At 63.6% G+C, this 16,373-nt stretch carries 21 protein-coding genes; 6 read left to right on the plus strand and 15 right to left on the minus strand.

The features are described from left to right. Window positions 1-95 precede the first annotated feature (95 nt). Both AWB68_RS14635 and AWB68_RS14640 read right to left on the minus strand, forming a co-directional pair. A complete protein-coding gene (locus AWB68_RS14635; RefSeq protein WP_087645076.1) occupies window positions 96-791 on the minus strand; it encodes an SH3 domain-containing protein in 696 nt (231 codons plus the stop codon). Between the two features lie 386 nt (window positions 792-1,177). After that, entirely contained in the window at window positions 1,178-1,381 is a 204-nt protein-coding gene (locus AWB68_RS14640) for a hypothetical protein (protein ID WP_087645077.1), read from the minus strand. 345 nt (window positions 1,382-1,726) lie between these two features. Between AWB68_RS14640 and AWB68_RS14645 the strand changes: the two genes are divergently transcribed. From AWB68_RS14645 to AWB68_RS48865, 5 genes are all read left to right on the plus strand, one after another. Beyond that, the gene (locus AWB68_RS14645) at window positions 1,727-1,999 is read left to right on the plus strand and encodes a hypothetical protein (RefSeq protein ID WP_087645078.1); all 273 of its coding nucleotides are present in this window, start codon (window positions 1,727-1,729) and stop codon (window positions 1,997-1,999) included. Between the two features lie 169 nt (window positions 2,000-2,168). Further along, complete coding sequence (locus tag AWB68_RS14650) at window positions 2,169-2,510, plus strand: DUF190 domain-containing protein (RefSeq protein ID WP_087645079.1); 342 nt, start codon at window positions 2,169-2,171, stop codon at window positions 2,508-2,510. A gap of 135 nt (window positions 2,511-2,645) precedes the next feature. After that, window positions 2,646-3,014, plus strand: coding sequence for a DUF190 domain-containing protein (locus AWB68_RS14655; protein WP_087645080.1), 369 nt, complete (start codon window positions 2,646-2,648; stop codon window positions 3,012-3,014). 379 nt (window positions 3,015-3,393) lie between these two features. Next, the gene (locus AWB68_RS14660) at window positions 3,394-3,669 is read left to right on the plus strand and encodes an HU family DNA-binding protein (protein ID WP_087645081.1); all 276 of its coding nucleotides are present in this window, start codon (window positions 3,394-3,396) and stop codon (window positions 3,667-3,669) included. A gap of 95 nt (window positions 3,670-3,764) precedes the next feature. Then, window positions 3,765-3,902, plus strand: coding sequence for a hypothetical protein (locus AWB68_RS48865; protein WP_200828697.1), 138 nt, complete (start codon window positions 3,765-3,767; stop codon window positions 3,900-3,902). A 108-nt stretch (window positions 3,903-4,010) separates the two neighbouring features. Here the strand turns inward: AWB68_RS48865 and AWB68_RS14665 are convergent, their stop codons facing one another. From AWB68_RS14665 to AWB68_RS14715, 11 genes are all read right to left on the minus strand, one after another. Next, the gene (locus AWB68_RS14665) at window positions 4,011-5,414 is read right to left on the minus strand and encodes an LLM class flavin-dependent oxidoreductase (protein WP_235028334.1); all 1,404 of its coding nucleotides are present in this window, start codon (window positions 5,412-5,414) and stop codon (window positions 4,011-4,013) included. Between the two features lie 73 nt (window positions 5,415-5,487). Further along, window positions 5,488-6,285, minus strand: a complete 798-nt coding sequence (locus AWB68_RS14670) for an ABC transporter ATP-binding protein (protein WP_235028335.1) — start codon at window positions 6,283-6,285, stop codon at window positions 5,488-5,490. 10 nt (window positions 6,286-6,295) lie between these two features. Beyond that, entirely contained in the window at window positions 6,296-7,114 is an 819-nt protein-coding gene (locus tag AWB68_RS14675; RefSeq protein ID WP_087645082.1) for an ABC transporter permease, read from the minus strand. An 11-nt stretch (window positions 7,115-7,125) separates the two neighbouring features. Beyond that, window positions 7,126-7,974: an ABC transporter permease gene (locus AWB68_RS14680; protein ID WP_087645083.1), complete on the minus strand. Its 849-nt coding sequence runs from the start codon at window positions 7,972-7,974 to the stop codon at window positions 7,126-7,128. 17 nt (window positions 7,975-7,991) lie between these two features. Further along, window positions 7,992-9,059, minus strand: coding sequence for an ABC transporter substrate-binding protein (locus tag AWB68_RS14685; RefSeq protein WP_087645084.1), 1,068 nt, complete (start codon window positions 9,057-9,059; stop codon window positions 7,992-7,994). A 37-nt stretch (window positions 9,060-9,096) separates the two neighbouring features. After that, a complete protein-coding gene (locus tag AWB68_RS14690; RefSeq protein ID WP_087645085.1) occupies window positions 9,097-10,032 on the minus strand; it encodes a TauD/TfdA dioxygenase family protein in 936 nt (311 codons plus the stop codon). A gap of 431 nt (window positions 10,033-10,463) precedes the next feature. Beyond that, window positions 10,464-11,774: a tryptophan leader peptide gene (locus AWB68_RS14695; protein WP_087645086.1), complete on the minus strand. Its 1,311-nt coding sequence runs from the start codon at window positions 11,772-11,774 to the stop codon at window positions 10,464-10,466. A 352-nt stretch (window positions 11,775-12,126) separates the two neighbouring features. Then, window positions 12,127-13,050 carry a cytochrome c oxidase assembly protein gene (locus tag AWB68_RS14700; protein WP_087645087.1) on the minus strand — a complete coding sequence of 308 codons (924 nt, stop codon included), beginning with the start codon at window positions 13,048-13,050 and terminating at the stop codon, window positions 12,127-12,129. 136 nt (window positions 13,051-13,186) lie between these two features. Then, complete coding sequence (locus tag AWB68_RS14705; protein WP_087645088.1) at window positions 13,187-13,501, minus strand: hypothetical protein; 315 nt, start codon at window positions 13,499-13,501, stop codon at window positions 13,187-13,189. Then, window positions 13,498-13,872 (minus strand): phage holin family protein, encoded by a 375-nt coding sequence (locus AWB68_RS14710; protein ID WP_087645089.1) that lies wholly within the window; start codon window positions 13,870-13,872, stop codon window positions 13,498-13,500. The genes AWB68_RS14705 and AWB68_RS14710 overlap by 4 nt, the downstream gene beginning before the upstream one ends. Before the next feature lie 60 nt (window positions 13,873-13,932). Beyond that, window positions 13,933-14,244: a CsbD family protein gene (locus AWB68_RS14715; protein WP_087645112.1), complete on the minus strand. Its 312-nt coding sequence runs from the start codon at window positions 14,242-14,244 to the stop codon at window positions 13,933-13,935. Window positions 14,245-14,747: 503 nt separating this feature from the next. Here AWB68_RS14715 and AWB68_RS14720 point away from each other — a divergent pair. Next, window positions 14,748-14,912, plus strand: coding sequence for a DUF2934 domain-containing protein (locus AWB68_RS14720; RefSeq protein ID WP_087645090.1), 165 nt, complete (start codon window positions 14,748-14,750; stop codon window positions 14,910-14,912). Window positions 14,913-15,097: 185 nt separating this feature from the next. On the opposite strand, the gene AWB68_RS14725 is transcribed toward AWB68_RS14720, so the two are convergent. Both AWB68_RS14725 and AWB68_RS14730 read right to left on the minus strand, forming a co-directional pair. Then, window positions 15,098-15,298, minus strand: a complete 201-nt coding sequence (locus AWB68_RS14725; RefSeq protein ID WP_087645091.1) for a hypothetical protein — start codon at window positions 15,296-15,298, stop codon at window positions 15,098-15,100. 145 nt (window positions 15,299-15,443) lie between these two features. After that, the gene (locus AWB68_RS14730; protein WP_087645092.1) at window positions 15,444-16,277 is read right to left on the minus strand and encodes an alpha/beta hydrolase; all 834 of its coding nucleotides are present in this window, start codon (window positions 16,275-16,277) and stop codon (window positions 15,444-15,446) included. Window positions 16,278-16,373 lie beyond the last annotated feature (96 nt).

Genomic DNA, 16,373 nt, shown 5'->3' on the forward strand with positions numbered 1-16,373 from the left:
GAGGAGCAAGGGTCGACCATTAAGGCGATCGGTCCACAGAATTTGCGGACCATGCCAGCTATGACGTGGCGCGCGTTGAAGCCGGAAATCACCCATCAATGCTGGTGTTCCGTTTCGCCACCATGACCGCCTTCACCGCCGTGTCCCGCGGGACCAGGGCCGCCACTGTGAGCCGGTGGCGGCCCTGCTGGCGGCCCGCCATGCTGAGGCGGCGGTCCCCCGTGCTCTGCCGGCGGTCCCCCATGCTGAGGTGGTGGTCCTCCGTGCTCGGCCGGCGGACCCCCATGTTGAGGCGGCGGACCCCCATGTTGAGGCGGCGGTCCGCCATGCTGAGGTGGCGGTCCCCCGTGCTGAGGCGGCGGGACGTTGGCATGCGGAGGCGGCGCATGATGCTCCCAGCGCGGTTCATCGTGATACCACGGCCGGTTGCGGTAGTAACTGCCCCAATAGCTTCCGATGGCAAAGGTGACGATAGGAAGGCCGATCACGGTCCCGTAATTCATCACTGGAACATTGGCGCCCTGATACGGATAGCTCAGGCTGCCGCCATAGGCCCAGCCACGCAGGTCCGGCGCAGCTATGTCGCACCATGTGTAGCCTTCGACGCAGCCCATCACGGTGACCGGGACGCCGCCGGGAAGTTGCGTCACCACGGGATAGTCGGCGCCAGGGCCGGCATAGACGACCACCGGCGCGTTGGTAACGGCTTGCGACTGCGCGAACGCTGCGCCAGGCATGATCGACAGCACGGCGGCGCTCGCAAGCAATGGATTCACAAATCGTTTGAGCATCCAGCCTCCATTGAGACCGCTCGCTTCGACTGCTTCGTCGATCAGGTCATCGGGGAACCCCGGCTTGCTGACGGGGCCTGTTTGTTAAGACTGTCAAGACGCGAACGCAGTCAGTGGCAGTGCTTTTCCCAGTGGTGATGTACTTTGACCTTATGGCACTCGCGATGATGATGGTCGTAGTCGTCCGCGTAGGCTGTTCCAATTGTGCCGAGCGTCATTGCAGTTGCGATAAGCGTAAGAAAAACTCTCTTCATGAAATCCTCGTTTCGAATTGACGGTTACAACGATGAGCACGAGCACGCGGCTCGATTTGAACCCGGTTCTAAAGGCGAGTGAAACTTGTCAGGGCTGACGGTTGAAAGCTGCTCTCCCTGTTTTTGCAAGCCCTACCCCCTCCCAAGCACTGCACTGAGCGGTTGAGCAAACTTCGTATACTCATGCCACACCTTGGTCTCAAGGTGCATCAAGGCTTGCTTTTCCACCCGACATGCGGGGTCGTAGAACCGCTTCATGAAATATTCCCGAAACTTGTCACGCGTGATGCATTCCCCTGTGCCCTGCAGGGTCAAGGTCGGATATTCGTCGCTCATTTCACTCCCCACTCCCGTTGATCGGGGAGGGTGCAGCAAGCAACGTGCCCGCAGGCCGACGCACGGCGCTTCATCGAAATCGACGATCCGCTACGTCCCCAAGTCGTGGGGTAGGGATGATGCAGGAATGGTCCGTCCGCGCGAAGCGCGAAGACGGATGTATGATTACCGCGAGTTGGCGCAGCGGGTCCGTGTACCAAGCCCGGTGAATGATATGAGGGTGACACTACGGCGAGGGCCACTCCGATCAAGACCGATAACAATTCGAGTTCCATGTAAGCAAGCCCAATTGCATCAAACGGTTGAAACCCACCCAAGCGCCAGCGACCTAACCTGGAGACGGTAATGCACAAAGACCTCGAAGTCGGCGATTACCTTCTGGCCATGACCGCAGAGCAGAAAAACGATTCTGCTGACCCGCCGAGCGTGACGGGTTTCAATGTCCGCGTGATCGTGACCCGGCACGACGGAACTCCGATACACGGCTCGACGCTCACAGAAAATTCCGGCGAAATGACCGGCGATCATGGGCCATTCGCCACGGTCGCGGAGGCCTTTGCTCACGGCGAAGCATGGGGGAGACATTTCGTCGCCCGCGTCCTGGGCGGCGCTGTCTGATTCGGTTGCGCGTTGTTCGTGATAGCCGAAGCCATCACATGTCACATGCGTTCCACGTTTGCCATGGCCCGTACGAGCGGAAATCCCTTCGCCGCGCCGAGGTTTCGACCCGTGTAGCGGTGCACCGGCGAGCGACTTGCGTTCTTCTCTTGAGACCGTGGAGTACCGCATGAAAGGCAGTCAATTGACCGTCTACGTGGCGAACCAAAGCCACCGCATTCGTCACATGACCGTCGTCGAGTGGATTCTCGACGAGGCGAAGCAAGCCGGCGTTCAAGGCGCGACGGTGATTGACGCCACCGAAGGAATCGGCGCGCACGGCAGGTATCACGCGGCGCGGTTCTTCGAACTCGCCGACCAACCCGTGGCGGTGACCGTGGTAGCCGACGACAGCCGGGCCGACGTGCTGCTCGACAGGCTGCGCCACGGCGGCGTCCCGTTGTTTTACACCCGCTGTCCGATCGAGTACGAACTGTTGGGCGCGGAGGGAGACGGACCACACGAATCGTGACGCACCGCACCATCCTGTCCCGTCGCACCGGTGCACTAGAATGAAAGTGGTGGTTCGCGTTGCCGCGACCACGCCACGCCACGCCACGCCGACGATACTTCGATCGATCCGGCGTCGGATGAGGGGAGAAGACGGATGAACGGCTATCAACTGACGTTCTATACCGAGCAGAACCGAAAACACGGTCACCGCACCGTGTGCGACTGGTTGTTGCATGAGGTGCGCCAGCTCGGCATTCATGGTGCGACCGTGATCAGTTGCGCCGAGGGCACCGGTCATGCGGGTGCGCATCACGCAGCGCACATGCTCAAGCTTGCCGACCAGCCCCTGCAGATCATACTTGCCGTCACGGAAGAGGAGGCGGAGCGAATCCTCGATCTCGTGAAGGCCGAAAACGTACACGTTTTCTATACGCGGGTTCCGATCGAATTCGGTCTGATCGGCGACGACGAGCCACCGAAGACAAAGCGCCACTTTCCGCTCTTCGGGCGCTCTGCCCACTAAGACGGGCTTTGCCTGCGTCTTCGGATTGCGTCCCGAACGTCTCGCTCTATTGGAACGCCACACCGAATCAGCGGGCGGCCTGGTTGCCTCCCGCGCCGCGTGCGAGACGTTCGTGAATGCTGAACCTGCTCAGAACCAAGGCGGGCGACGCGTGAACGCGTCAACCCGAGAGACGGGGTGTGGATCGAGAAATTCGATCTTCCGTCCATCGGAAGCGGTGCCGGCGAAACGTCCGAAAGACCCCTGCCGCCGGGACGATCGATGTAGTGCCGGCCTCCAGGGATCGGAAGGGACTGTTTGCGCGCGGGCGGATCGTCCGGTAAGGTAGCGGGCACCAAGTCCATCCGGGCCTACTTTTAACTTTCGCAAGGACGTCATCATGAACAAACAGGAACTGATCGATGCGGTTGCTGCGCAAGCAGGCATCAGCAAAAGCGCCACCGCCGAGACGATCGACGCGGTGCTGGCCGCGGTTTCGAAGACCGTTGCCGCCGGCGACAGTGTGCAGTTGATCGGCTTCGGCACGTTCGCGAGTGGCTCTCGCGCGGCCCGCTCCGGACGCAATCCGAAGACGGGCGAAACGATTGAGATTGCCGCCGCAAAGACCGTGAAGTTCACCGCCGGCAAGGCATTCAAGGACGCCGTCAATCAGTGAGGGTGGGCGACCGGCGAGTGTCAGGGCGTTTAGCCTCTCGTAATATGGAGCTGGTAGGATCCCGGCTCCATTCACTCGCCAGTAGAGATTGATCCATGAAGAAGGCTGTTCTTGTCATCGTTGTTGCTGCAACCACGCTTTTTTCCGTAGCGCCGGTCTTTGCCTATGAGCACCATCATCCGGTTTGCCATGAGGTCAAGGTCCATCACCATTGGGAAAAGCGCTGTCACTGATTTCGGATCGTAAGCATGGAGTGTGGTTCGCGGGGGCCAGGGTCAGCACCGACCCTAAGCGCTAGCGGCCACCAACACCAACACAAGTTCCATGACAGCGCAAAAGCGTCAAACGGCGTAAGCGCCCTCCCTGGTGCGCAGCGACCCCACACCCCCTGCCTCAACCCCAGCCCGATTCTGTGGCCGCGGCAATCCTAGATTCTCGCGCAACGTGACCCCTTCATACTCGGTACGAAACAGCCCCCGCCGCTGAAGCTCCGGCACGACAAGCTCGGCGAATTCGACCAGCCCTCCAGGCAGCCACGGCGACATGATATTGAAGCCATCGGCGCCGCCATCCTCGAACCACTGCTGCAATTGATCGGCGATGCTCTGCGGCGTGCCCACCACCTGCTGATGACCGCGCGCTCCCGCGATGCGCAGATACAGATCGCGGATCGTCAGGTTCTCGCGCCTCGCGAGGTCGAACAGGAGTCGCTGCCGGCTCTTGCCACCGTTGGTTTCCGGCAAGTCCGGCAACGGCCCGTCGACCGGATACTGCGAAAGGTCTACGCCACCCGACATATTCGACAGCAACGACAAGCCGACCGTCGGATGGATCAGGTCCTGCAACGCGTCGAATTTTTCGCGTGCCTCGGCTTCGGTCCTGCCGATCACCGGGAAGATGCCGGGCATGATCTTCAGATGCTCCGGCCGCCTTCCATAACGTGCGAGCCTGCCCTTGAGATCGCGATAGAACGCCTGCGCCTCTTCAAGCGTCTGGTGCGCGACGAACACGACCTCGGCGGTCTGGGCCGCCAGTTCCTTGCCCGCCTCCGACGCGCCCGCCTGCACGACCACGGGCCACCCCTGCGGCGAGCGCGCCACATTGAGCGGCCCGCGCACCTTGAAATGCTTGCCGCGATGATTGAGCACGTGCAGTTTGTCCGGATCGAAATAGACGCCGCTTTGCTTGTCGCGGATGAACGCGTCGTCTTCCCAGCTATCCCACAGGCCCGCGACGACATCGTAGAACTCGCGGGCGCGTTCATAGCGTACGGCATGATCCGGATGCTGCTCGAAGCTGAAGTTCTGCGCCTCCGATTCCGTGCTCGACGTCACGAGGTTCCAGCCCGAGCGGCCACCGCTCAGGTGATCGAGCGAGGCAAATTTGCGCGCGAGATTGTAGGGCTCGTTGAAGGTGGTCGATACGGTCGCGATCAGTCCGATGTTGCGCGTGACGACCGACAGCGCCGACAGGAGCGTCAGCGGCTCGAAGTGATCGGCGCGTGCGGTGCGCGAGAGCGATGGGAGGTGCGTATCGCGGACACTGACGCCGTCGGCGAAGAAGATCGCGTCGAACTTCGCGCGCTCGGCGATTTGCGCGAGCTGCGCGTAATGCGGGAAGTTGAGTCCGCCGTCGGCTTGTGCATCGGGATGACGCCACGCGGCGATGTGATGTCCCGTCTCCATCAGGAACGCGCCCAAATGCATTTGCCGCTTTGGCTTCTGTTGTTGTTCGTTCTGGCTCATCGTATCTTCAGTCCGGTGGAAGTGGCGCGACAGGGAACCGCTGGTCCAGTGCGCGCTGTTGCTGCTCGGTGACTCAGAGGCTTTCCCTTGCGACATCGCTCTGCAATTGCCCGAGTTCTCCGAGGATCTCATCGCGCAAGCTGACGAACCGCGCATCGCTGCGATCGCGCGGCCGCGTCAGCCCGACATCGATCACCTTGCCGATCCGTCCGGGACGCGCCCGCATCACGACCACGCGATCCGCGAGAAACACCGCCTCGTCGACGTCGTGCGTGACGAGCACCATCGTGATCCGCTCGTGTTCCCAGATGCGTTGCAACTCGCGCTGAAGCCGCGTGCGCGTGAGCGCATCGAGCGCGCCGAACGGTTCGTCGAGCAGCAGGAGGCGCGGGCGGTTCACAAGCCCGCGCGCGATCGCGACGCGTTGCGCCATCCCGCCCGACAACTGATGCGGGAAATGATGCTCATAGCCACGCAAGCCGACGAGCGCAACATGCTCTTCAACCGCGCGCCGTTTCTCTTCGCGCGAGAGCGGCGCATTCTTCAGCGCGATCGCGATGTTCTGCTCGACGTCGAGCCAAGGAAACAGGCGATGGTCCTGAAACACGATGCCGCGCGCGAGATCGGTCGTGCGCACCGGCTCGCCGGCGAAGTCGATCGCGCCGTCGAATTCGTCGTCGAGTCCGGCGACGAGACGCAGCAGCGTGGACTTGCCGCAGCCGCTCGCGCCGACGATGCTGACGAACTCGCCGCTCGCAATCGACAGGTCGATGCCGTCGAGCACCGGACGCGCGGCGGCGTCGCCCGCGAAATGCTTGCCGACTTGCCGCAGGTCGAGCCTGCTGTTGGAATCCTGGATGACGGTCGACACGGTGAAGCTCCTAATTCGTTTGACGCGCATGAAGCGCATGAGTGAACCAGCGCCGCTGGACGGCACGCGCGAGCGCGTTGAGCGCCCAGCCCGTCACGCCGATCACGATGACGCCGAACACGACGAGATCCATGCGGAACTGCTCGCTGCCATCGACGAGCGTATTGCCGATCCCGCTGCCGGCCACGAGCAGATACTCGGCGCCGAGCGTCGCCAGCCAGGAATAGATCAGCGCGAGATAGATGCCGGTGAATACCGAAGGCAATGCGGCCGGCAGCACGACGGAGGTGACTGTCTGCCACTTGCTGTAGCGGAACACGCGCGCAACCTCGAGCATGGCGGGCGACACGGCGCGGATGCCATCGCTCGTATGCGCGACGACCGGCACGAGCGCCGCGAGCGAGAGGAACACGACTTTCGCGACGTCGCCCAAGCCGAACCACACGGAGATCAACGGGATCCACGCGAACAGCGACACTTGCTTGAACGTATTGAAGCTCGGGCCGATTGCGCGGTTCGCGAGCTTCGAGACGCCGAGCAGCGCGCCGAGCGCAAGGCCCGCCACCGTGCCGATCGCGAAGCCGGTCAGCTCGCGCGCAAGCGATGCGGACAACGCGCGCCACAGCGCGCCGCTCGCGGCCTGGTCGATCGCGGTGTGCCACACCTGCACGGGCGACACCATGATGCCGTGCGTGCTGCTGGCGTTGCGCGCGACATACCACCACGCGGCGAGCGCCAGGAGCGGCAGCACCCAGCCGCGCCATCGGCCGGAAGGTTGATGAGTGCCGGCGGCGTGTCCGGCTTCGAGTTCGAGTGAAGTGTCAGTCATGCATGGCTCCGTTATTGCGCGTTGCCGCGTTGCAAGCGCGCTTCGAGGAGCGTCAGGAAGCGATCAGCCAGATACCCGATTGCGCCGACCACGAGCACCGACGCCAGCACGAGATCGAGCTGGAACAACTGCCGACCGTAGACGATCAGGTAGCCAAGCCCTTCCGACGATGCGACGAGTTCCACCACGACCAGCGTGAGCCACGCCTTCGTGAAGGCGAGCCGCACACTGGTGCCGATCACCGGCACGGCGGCGGGAAGGATCACCGAGCGGATCGTCTGCGCGCGCGTGAAGCGGAACACGCGCGCGACGTCCCGGTAGGCGTCGGGTGTCTGACGGAAGCCCTGCAGCGTGCCCAGCGTGACGGGAACGAGCGCGGCGTGCGCGATCAGGATGTACTTCAGCGGCTCGCCGATGCCGACGACGATCATCAGGAACGGCAGCCAGCCGAGCACCGGCACCTGCACGATCGCGTTGAACGCGGGCAGCACATAGGCTTCCGCCGTGCGCGAAAGCCCGAGCACGCCGCCGAGCAACAGGCCCAGCAGCACGCCCGCGCCGAAGCCCACCGCGACCCGCGACAAGCTCGCGCCGACATGCAGCCACAACTCGCCGCTGCGGACCATGCCGGCAAGCGTATCGAAGACGAGCGACGGCGGCGGCAACACTTGCGCCGAGATCCAGCCGTAGTGAGAGCCGAATATCCAGAGCAGGGCGCCGAGCGCGGGCAGCAGCCAGGGCAGGGCGATCCAGCCGAATGCGCGCGAGCCGTTCAGAAGTGAAGCGCGCGCCGACGTTCGTGCGCGAGGCACGCCGACGTCGACCGCGGGATCGAAACTACGTGCGAGACCGTTCGCCATGGTCGAGCCTCCTTGGGTCAGGATGCGATCGGCTTGCCCGATGCATCGAAGCGCGGCCAGTAGGCCTGGAGCTTCAGCGTCTTGAGCGCTTCGTCCAGGTACTTCGGCTCGAACCAGCCGTTCACGCTCACCGGCTGACGGATCAGGTTCAGCCGCAGCGCGTCGTCGGCGACGGCCTGGTAGCGCGCGACCAGGAACGGATCGATCAGCGGCGAACTGCGGTCCTTCAACTGCTGGTTCGCATATTCCGATTGCCACGACTCCGCCGGCACGCCGCTCTTCGCCCACAGGTCGAACAGCGCATTGCGATTGGCTTCATCGGACGACCACTGCGACGCCTGCACGACCGACGTCACCACTTTCTGCACGATCTCCGGGTGCGTGCGCTCGAAGTCGTCGAGCACGAGCAGATGCGCTTGCCGCGTGAGTTGCAGGCCGCCGTCGCGCGAGGCATAGACGATCTTCGCGAGCCCTTGCCGCTGGAGCTTGAACAGGTTGTAGTCGAGGAAGACCGCATCCACGCCCTTCGATGCCAGCGCCGCCTGCGCTGCCGCCGAATCGAGATTGATCACGCGCAGGTCGCGCTCGGTGAGACCGTTTTCCTTGAGGACGTTGTCGGCGACGAGTTGCAGGTTGGTGCCCCGGAAGATGCCGACGCGCTTGCCCTTGAGATCCTTCACGCCCTTGATGTCGGAGTCGGGCGGCACCGCGAGATACACGCCCGCGCGCACGTTCGACGCCAGCAGCAGGTGCGTCTTGAGGCCGTTCGCGCGGCCGAGCACGGCGGGCAGGTCGCCCTGGTAGGCAAAGTCGATCTGCTTGTTGGCGAGCGCCTCGTTCACGGCCGGTCCCGCGCCCTTGAAGAAGATCCATTCGACCTTGGTGCCATCGGCCTTGAGCGCATCCTCGACGCGATGTTGCAGCAGCGCGGTCGCGGCGGGCGAGCCGCCGAACACGGGCGGATCGCCCGTGCCTTGTTGCGCTACGCCGATCTTGACGACGCCGGGCTCGGCGGCGAACGCAGTCGCGCTCGCGAGGACGCTGAGCGCGAGCGTCAGCGTCTTGAGTAGAAATCGCAGTTTCATTGCTTATACAGGGAAAGGGCAGGGAAGGGCAGACGAATCACGAACGGGTCGTGCGGGAGGTTGTGCGGCTCGTGCGGCCGTCGATGCTCACCGGCGCATCGCCATGGACGGTCGCGCGGCGCACGACGCGATGCGCATCGGCGTAATCGGCGACGGCGTAGTGCTGTGTCGCGCGGTTGTCCCAGATCGCGACGTCGCCCTGCGTCCAGCGCCAGCGCACGGTGTTCTCGAGACGCGTGATGTGGTCCTGGAAGAGTTCGAGCAGGCGATCCGAATCGCGCTGCGACAAGCCGACGAAACGCTGCACGAAGTGCCCGAGCACGAGACTGCGCTCGCCCGTTTCAGGATGCACCCGCACGACCGGATGCTCGGTCTCGTAGAGTGTCGAGGTGAACTGCTCGCGGTAGGCGAGGTCCGCTTCGGTGGCGGGCGTCGAGCGGGTCGCCGCGTAGTCGTAGGCGTTCGAATGCACGGCCCACAAGGTATCGGCTAGCTCGCGCAACGGCTGCGGCAAGTGCTGGTAAGCGGCGACGGTATTGGCCCATACGGTGTCGCCGCCTGCCGGCGGAATCACGACGCCGCGCAGGATCGAGATCTTCGGATAGGCGTCGACGAACGTGACGTCGGTGTGCCACGAATTCGCGCGCGTGCCGTGCTTCGAGTCGAGTTCGAGCAGGCGGCTGCCGGCGCCCAGCGATGCCACCGTCGGATGCGCGACGGTCTCGCCGAAGCGTGCGGCGAAGGCTTCCTGAGCCGCGTCGTCGAGATGCGACTGGCCGCGGAAGAACAGCACTTTGTGCTTCAGGAGCGCGGCGTTGATGGCGTCGATAGCGGTGTCATCGAGCTCGGCGCCGAGCAACACGCCGCGTATCTCCGCACCGACGCGCCCGCCGATCGGACGGACCTGCAGCTCCGGCTGCACGGACGATCGTTGGTCTGCGGAGGGATGCGAAAGGGTGGCTGCGTCGGTCATGGGGATCTCCGTGAAGGTCGATGGGTTCGGTATCGATGCATTGAAGCATTGACTGCGATCCCGACCAACGAAGAGATTCGACTTTGCTTTTTCTCCCGGAGGGCGAAGGCATATGAGCGGAAGTGACGTTGAAGCGGCGGGTGGGGGAGGTGCTTAGGTTGGGGGGATTAGTGCCCGCGCCAAGCCGATTCGACGGTTTCGCCAACTCGGGAATGTCAATCAGCAGATCGCGAGGCTGTCGCGCGCACGCGAGGGCAAGGCATATAGATGGAGAGTCACCGCGATGGCAGAACTCGACAAGCAAGGAAAGCGATCGCCGACAACCGCTGTGGATCGACGGGTCGGATCGGCGAACGCCAGGAAAGAAACTGGCGTCGTATCGGCGCCTCGCTTCAAACAAGCAGGATTAAATCGTTCGAAGCTACGCGAGCTCAGGCCGGCACTTGTCCCGGTGTGCCGTCCAGGATGCGTAGCTTCTCGCTGATATCCGGGACGTCGTGTCCGGCCGCCCGAACCGATTCCGCAAGCCGATGTGCGGTGATCCGGCACTTGGCAAGCGTCTCATGCAGTCGAGGGTCAGCCTGCAGGCTCGTCACGGCCTTCCCAAGGTCCAACGGCGATTCGCTGAGCAGGGCGGGAACAACCTCCTCAGGAGGAATCTGCGAGCCGTGACTCAACAACTGAGCGGTCCAGTCGCACTCGTACAGCAGGGCGCGACGTTCGGCCTTTTGCGCTTCTTCCTGGTCTAGCCTCGCAAGGCTCTGGCGATTCGTTTGAATCGCGTTGCGCCATGCGGTGAGCACGTGGAGCCGCACTTCCGCGATCGCGTCGCTGAGTGCCCTGTCAGGACCGCCTGCGATCAGCCGGCGGTCTTCGAGTTCGTCCAGGCGTTCGCGGAACCCGTCCAAAAACGGGCGCCAGTTCAATGGGAGATCGTTTGTCGAATAAAACTCGCGTGCGATATCGTTGAGGTCGTGCCTGATCTCCAGCAGCGCCCGGTTATCCGTGACGCGGGCTTCGTGCACGTCGTTCGTCGTAACCATCTGACGATGCAACGGAAACAGCGGATTGTTGTGGCGCCGTTGCAGGTGTCGTTCAGCCGCACCCGGACGCGCGCTCCATTTCCAGTTGGGCAGGGAGCTGGCGTCGAAACCTACCGCCTCTATCATCGGCCGGAACACGGCGAGTGCCTGCTCCGTGGCATGACGAAAACAGTCCGCCAGCTTGTAATCGTTGCCTTGCAGGCCGGCGCTCGCCTCACCTGCATAGGGCGAGTCGGGAGCCAGCTTGAGGAAGCCGGTGGCCAGGAAGAACTCCATGGGCAGTTCCACTGACACGCCGTCCTCTCTGAACGTGCGCTGTTCAGCCGATATGGCCTCAAAGGCACGAGCAAGGCGATTCTCGAGGTCGAGGAGCGGGTCGATGGCGTCGCCGCTCCCTGGCTGTGCCTCGTTTGCGAGCAAGCAGAAACTTTCGCGAGCCATCCTGGCAGCCAGGGCACCGTGCTTTTCCGCAAACAGCCAGAACCACAGTGCGAGCTGGTACCCCTTTGCACCGTTTTGGGCGATCGGCGCCACGTTCGACGCGAATTCGATACCGCGTGCTGCCCAGGTCGAAAACGGCGGCGTGTCCGCGCGCAGGTACATGGTCACGAGCTGCCTTAGTGCTTCGTGCGTGTCGACCGGCCAGTTTGGCGTCGGCTCGCCGGAATGCTTCTCGGTCTTCCAGAACTTCAAGTCCATCCTCAACCTCGTAGGGAAGCAACATGGCGAAACTGGATGCACGGCAACTCGTGCGTGTGTTGGGAAGGATACTTGCACACTCTGGAGAGTCGGTAAACAGGCGGCTGAGGCGGCTTGCTCGCACGACCGCCGGGTAACGGGCGCGGGCCAATTCAGATGACTTTTGGGTTCCGCGAGACCCATCGTGCACGGGGGCGGTGCGGTGACGTCGCGGATGGACGGAACGGAAACGCAGGTCGCCGCGAGGCGCGCTGGACTTCGTTCAGCAGTCCGGGTTCCGCTCAGAAAGGGTGTTGCGGCAACATCGCGCGTGGCCGCGTGGCCGCGTGGCCGCGTGGACCCGAAACAGCGCCTACCTGCCGCCGGATATCGCTGGCACCGCTGGCCGCGGAGTGCGCCGGGTGAGCCAGCGGGCACCGACTACAAGCCCGCCGATCAGATACGCGAGCCCGCCCGGCACCCACATCACGAGTCCGCCCAACTGCTGGTCCAGCAGCGGATCGAAGCCGAGCGCGCTCGTGCTCTCGATGTACGACGGGTACCAGATTCCCGGTGCGAGCGTGAGCAGCGCGCCGAGCGCACTCGTATGAACCATCGTCGTGAAAAGCGACAGCAGCGCGTGCGCGCCGCGTTCGCCGCGCGCCGGATTGCCGAACACCGTCCACCAGAACAACAGCGCGCTCACCAGAAAGCTGGCGTGCTGAAACGTGTGGATGCCGGGCCGTGCGAGCGCGGCTTCGAAGAATGCGGGTGCATGCCAGGCCCATAGCGTCGCCGCATGCAGCATCCACGCGATGAGCGGCATTGTCAGCACGCGCCATGGCACGCGAATCCAGCGCGTACGTACGGCGCGGCCGACCCCGCCGCGCGTCGCCGCCGGCAACGCCCAGATCCAGACCGCGAGCGGGCGGCCGGTCACGAGCAAGGGCGCGGCTATCAACATCAGCACTTCGTGCTGGATCATGTGCGCCGAGAAGAGCGCGGCGGCAAGCGTGTCGAGCGGCGAATCGAGTGCCGCGACGAGCGCCAGCCAGCCGAGCAGGAAGGCGGCCAGATGAATTGCACGGACGGGACGGGAGCGGCGGCTGCGCACCCGCAGCCGCACGTATCCGACGACATACAGCGCGCCGCTCGCGATCAGCAAGCCGACCACCCAAGGCTCGAAGCTCCAGCCGAAGTGCGGGATCCCGCGAGCGTCGGCCGGCAAGACGTGGGCGTGGGCGCCGCTCGCCCACCCGAGCAGCGCGACGATCAGCACGGAGGGAGCGTCGTGCACCAGTGTTGCCGCCAGTGGTTCGGGAACCTGCGGCGGCGCATCGGGACCGAGCCGGCCGCGAGCGTCCGGCGGCTTGCAAGCTGCGTGAGGTCCGGGCCGAGTGTGCCAGTCGTACACAGCAGCCAACCGCCGAGTCCTAGCGCTCACCAGTGAACGCGCTTACTATCCTGCTCGTCCAGACACTCAGGCCCGTGTGAAGCGCACTTTGGAGCGCGGTCTGCAGTGCCCGACGTGGCCCCAAAACGACCGCCCCGACAAGAAGAACCGCGATCAACGCCGCATTCGGCGTTCTTAACACCCACGGCCCGGCGTCAGCCCCGACGCGCGGCTTTGGAATCACACGCACGGCATAAGTCGGCTTGCGCCGGGACAGCAATTCACTGCGTGTCGCCGCCATGCGCGTCAGGACGACCGCCTGGGCCTCGACGTGCCCGCGATTTTCACGGCTCATTTGCTTGCCTCCTTGATCGCCTGCAAATCACGTTCTATTTCGGTTCGCAGGGTCTGGAAGGGCTCGGCGGCGCGGCGGGAGCGCATGACAATTGCCGCGATCAGCGTCACGAGAAGCCATGCGCCCGCCACGCCCCATGCAACCTGAAGAAAATATGGCGTGCCCGCCGCGGTCGCGATGATGGCGATGCAAAGAAAGGAGAGCGTGAACAGCGCGCCAATTGCCAGCGCCACCAGCGCGACCACTTCGCCGAGCACGCGCGCCTTCGTCTCGGCTAGTTCGATCCTGAACAACTCGCCGTAGTCGGACACGCGTCGCGCACAAAATCGACCGACGCTGCGCCACGTTGCAATCTTCGATTGAACCGTCATGATTCGACCTCTCTTCCTGACTCCAGCCTTTCGACCTGGCCCGCGCGGCGGCTAGGATGCTCAGCAGGTCGTGCGATTGGGCGGGCCCGGTCGGCGGGCAGGGCGATCATACGAACGTTCGCCGGCGCTCGACCAAGCCACGCCGATCAGAAAGCCAACCAACGCGGCGATACCCACCGCGGCAAGCGGGCTTTCGACGGCCTGGTCACGCAAGACGCTCGCGGCGTCCGCGTAAAGCTTCTGTGCTTTCCCGCTCAGATCACGCACCTCCCCGGAAAGCTGGGTCGACGCCTCTTCCAGCACATCGCCGACGGCTTGCTGGACCTTGCCCGTCGCATCCTCGACGGCACCCTGCATCTTGTTCGTGTCCATCTCAGTTTCTCCTTTGGAAGCCAACTTGATGGCAATGCGCAGGCGCCGTGCCTGCAACGGCCGCGTGATCTTTTTCTGAATGAGTGAGTTGTATTTGCTGCGCGTGTCGGGCGAGCAAGAAGCGTGTGCAGTGTTCGAGATGCGCGGCCCCGTGACTGCCCACGACGGCGCGCCGAGGGTCTGCGAGCGGCGTGCTTTCAGTGTGCCAAGCCACGCGCATCGGTTCGCTTCGTTCATTTGCCGCTGTGCGCAGGTGCCGAACGCGCCATCTTTTCGTGACGCAGGGCGGTGAGTGTGGCCTGCCGGTCGTCCGGCTGCGGAAGTCCGCAAGTTTGTTTTGGTTTTGCCATCGGTGCGGGTTTCCGTGAATACGCGAGGTGTTGGGCATGCAGAGATCTTCGGCCTATGCTGGTAAAGCCGAACGGCTGCGACGCTCTGCTCGCACAGCAAATCGTGTGCCGGAGGCGACGCGCAATGTGATTTACCGATAGCCTGGAGGTCGCTTGGAAGCACAGACGCTGGAGCAGCGGATTCGAATACGAGCCTATGAACTTTGGCAACAGGACGGCAGCATGGAAGGATGCGCCGACGAGTACTGGCAGCAAGCGCGGGAGATGGTCGAACGTGAGCTTCGCGAGGAACAGGCGAAGCAACCACCGATCGAGTGAAGTGGGCCGTCGGGCCTTCGCTGTGATGAGGGTCGACGGCTCGGCACATCGCCATTGCGTGACCATCCGCCGGGCTTGCTGGTGCCGACGGAGGACGCCGATAGGGCGCTCGCGCTCTTCGAGAACGACGTGCGACGACAGCCGGCTATATCAGTGGAAAGGAAGCACAAGAATGGGAGTGCCCTTCAATCCGTCAATTGAATTGCACTGCGGCGTGCGTGCCGCGCTGCGCCCTCCGCCTTGATGACTTCGCCTGCCGATTGCGCCAGGATGGCATCGGCCCACGCCTGCGGATCCTGCTGCGTAATCTCCCCTACGCGGAGGAGCTTGGCGTAGGTTGCGTCGCTGATCGTAATTTGCGCCACGATAGTTTTAGTGTGCGTCATGGTCTCCCCTTGTTTGGTAGAAGGCGGCTGAGTTGGTTATGGAAAACCCAGCGGCTGGTCGCCACTTTATCTGGAGCGCGTTGAGTTTCCGTTTGCGAGACCACTAAAACAGCAGACCTTCTTCGCCGATTGTCGAATCGCATCTTTAATGCGCGTCGATGAAGGCGGTGACGTCGGCCAGAACCGGTGAGTCCGTATTCGGCGCGGCCGAAAACGACTTGAAGATCGTATCGTGGTCGTAGCCCGGATATTTTTTCAGTTCTACGGCATCGTGATGCGCGCGCAGCGCATCTGCGAAACGATCGCTGTTATGCGGATCGACATCGGTATCCGCGGTGCCTGCGGCGAGCAACATCGGCGGCTCGTTTCCGGTGACGAGTGCGATGGGCAGCGCCCGCTGGCGCAGCGGCGCCGGAAAGATCTGGTCCATATAAGGGTCGCTCGTCGGGATCGCGGCATATGGACCCGCGAGTCCGATCATCCCGGCGAGCGAGGTATTCGATATGCCCTGTGCGGCCAGATAGCGCGGATCGGTCGCGAGCATCGCTGCCATGTGCGCGCCGGAAGAATGTCCCATCACGAAAATGCGTCCGGGGTCGCCGCCAAATTCGCGCACGTGATCGCGTGTCCAGCGCACGGCGGCGGCGGGGTCGTCGAGAAAGCCAGGGAAGACGGTCTCCGGATAGATGCGATAGTCCGCCGCGATCGTAACGATGCCTCGCGCGGCGAGTGCTTGCGCGACGCCGCGCGAATCCGAGCGATGACCGCTTTGCCAGGCTCCGCCGTAGAAATACACGACGACGGGATAGTTCGTGCGGGTCCTGGGTTCGGGCGCATATATGTCGAGCCGCTGGCGGGGCCCCTTGCCATAGGCAATGCCGCCCGGTTCGTCGTGCTCGCGCGCCCGGGACGCGATTACGCCGGCCGCGCCGACTGCACATGCGGCCAGTGACAGTGAAATGAATCTTCGTCTCGCCATTACACGCATGTTGCTGTCGACTCGCGGTTGTTATCGGAAAGGAACGGCTGCCGCGAGCTCGTGAGTGACGCATCGTCGAGGGGATGGCGCACGGCT

It is taken from the genome of Caballeronia choica, from assembly GCF_001544535.1.
Taxonomy (GTDB): domain Bacteria; phylum Pseudomonadota; class Gammaproteobacteria; order Burkholderiales; family Burkholderiaceae; genus Caballeronia; species Caballeronia choica.

Excerpts from the sequence above, each read along its gene's own strand:
- AWB68_RS14635 (WP_087645076.1), bottom strand. The coding sequence starts at position 791 with ATGCTCAAACGATTTGTGAATCCATTGCTTGCGAGCGCCGCCGTGCTG.
- AWB68_RS14640 (WP_087645077.1), bottom strand. The coding sequence starts at position 1,381 with ATGAGCGACGAATATCCGACCTTGACCCTGCAGGGCACAGGGGAATGC.
- AWB68_RS14645 (WP_087645078.1), top strand. The coding sequence starts at position 1,727 with ATGCACAAAGACCTCGAAGTCGGCGATTACCTTCTGGCCATGACCGCA.
- AWB68_RS14650 (WP_087645079.1), top strand. The coding sequence starts at position 2,169 with ATGAAAGGCAGTCAATTGACCGTCTACGTGGCGAACCAAAGCCACCGC.
- AWB68_RS14655 (WP_087645080.1), top strand. The coding sequence starts at position 2,646 with ATGAACGGCTATCAACTGACGTTCTATACCGAGCAGAACCGAAAACAC.
- AWB68_RS14660 (WP_087645081.1), top strand. The coding sequence starts at position 3,394 with ATGAACAAACAGGAACTGATCGATGCGGTTGCTGCGCAAGCAGGCATC.
- AWB68_RS48865 (WP_200828697.1), top strand. The coding sequence starts at position 3,765 with ATGAAGAAGGCTGTTCTTGTCATCGTTGTTGCTGCAACCACGCTTTTT.
- AWB68_RS14665 (WP_235028334.1), bottom strand. The coding sequence starts at position 5,414 with ATGAGCCAGAACGAACAACAACAGAAGCCAAAGCGGCAAATGCATTTG.
- AWB68_RS14675 (WP_087645082.1), bottom strand. The coding sequence starts at position 7,114 with ATGACTGACACTTCACTCGAACTCGAAGCCGGACACGCCGCCGGCACT.
- AWB68_RS14680 (WP_087645083.1), bottom strand. The coding sequence starts at position 7,974 with ATGGCGAACGGTCTCGCACGTAGTTTCGATCCCGCGGTCGACGTCGGC.
- AWB68_RS14685 (WP_087645084.1), bottom strand. The coding sequence starts at position 9,059 with ATGAAACTGCGATTTCTACTCAAGACGCTGACGCTCGCGCTCAGCGTC.
- AWB68_RS14690 (WP_087645085.1), bottom strand. The coding sequence starts at position 10,032 with ATGACCGACGCAGCCACCCTTTCGCATCCCTCCGCAGACCAACGATCG.
- AWB68_RS14695 (WP_087645086.1), bottom strand. The coding sequence starts at position 11,774 with ATGGACTTGAAGTTCTGGAAGACCGAGAAGCATTCCGGCGAGCCGACG.
- AWB68_RS14705 (WP_087645088.1), bottom strand. The coding sequence starts at position 13,501 with ATGAGCCGTGAAAATCGCGGGCACGTCGAGGCCCAGGCGGTCGTCCTG.
- AWB68_RS14710 (WP_087645089.1), bottom strand. The coding sequence starts at position 13,872 with ATGACGGTTCAATCGAAGATTGCAACGTGGCGCAGCGTCGGTCGATTT.
- AWB68_RS14715 (WP_087645112.1), bottom strand. The coding sequence starts at position 14,244 with ATGGACACGAACAAGATGCAGGGTGCCGTCGAGGATGCGACGGGCAAG.
- AWB68_RS14725 (WP_087645091.1), bottom strand. The coding sequence starts at position 15,298 with ATGACGCACACTAAAACTATCGTGGCGCAAATTACGATCAGCGACGCA.
- AWB68_RS14730 (WP_087645092.1), bottom strand. The coding sequence starts at position 16,277 with ATGGCGAGACGAAGATTCATTTCACTGTCACTGGCCGCATGTGCAGTC.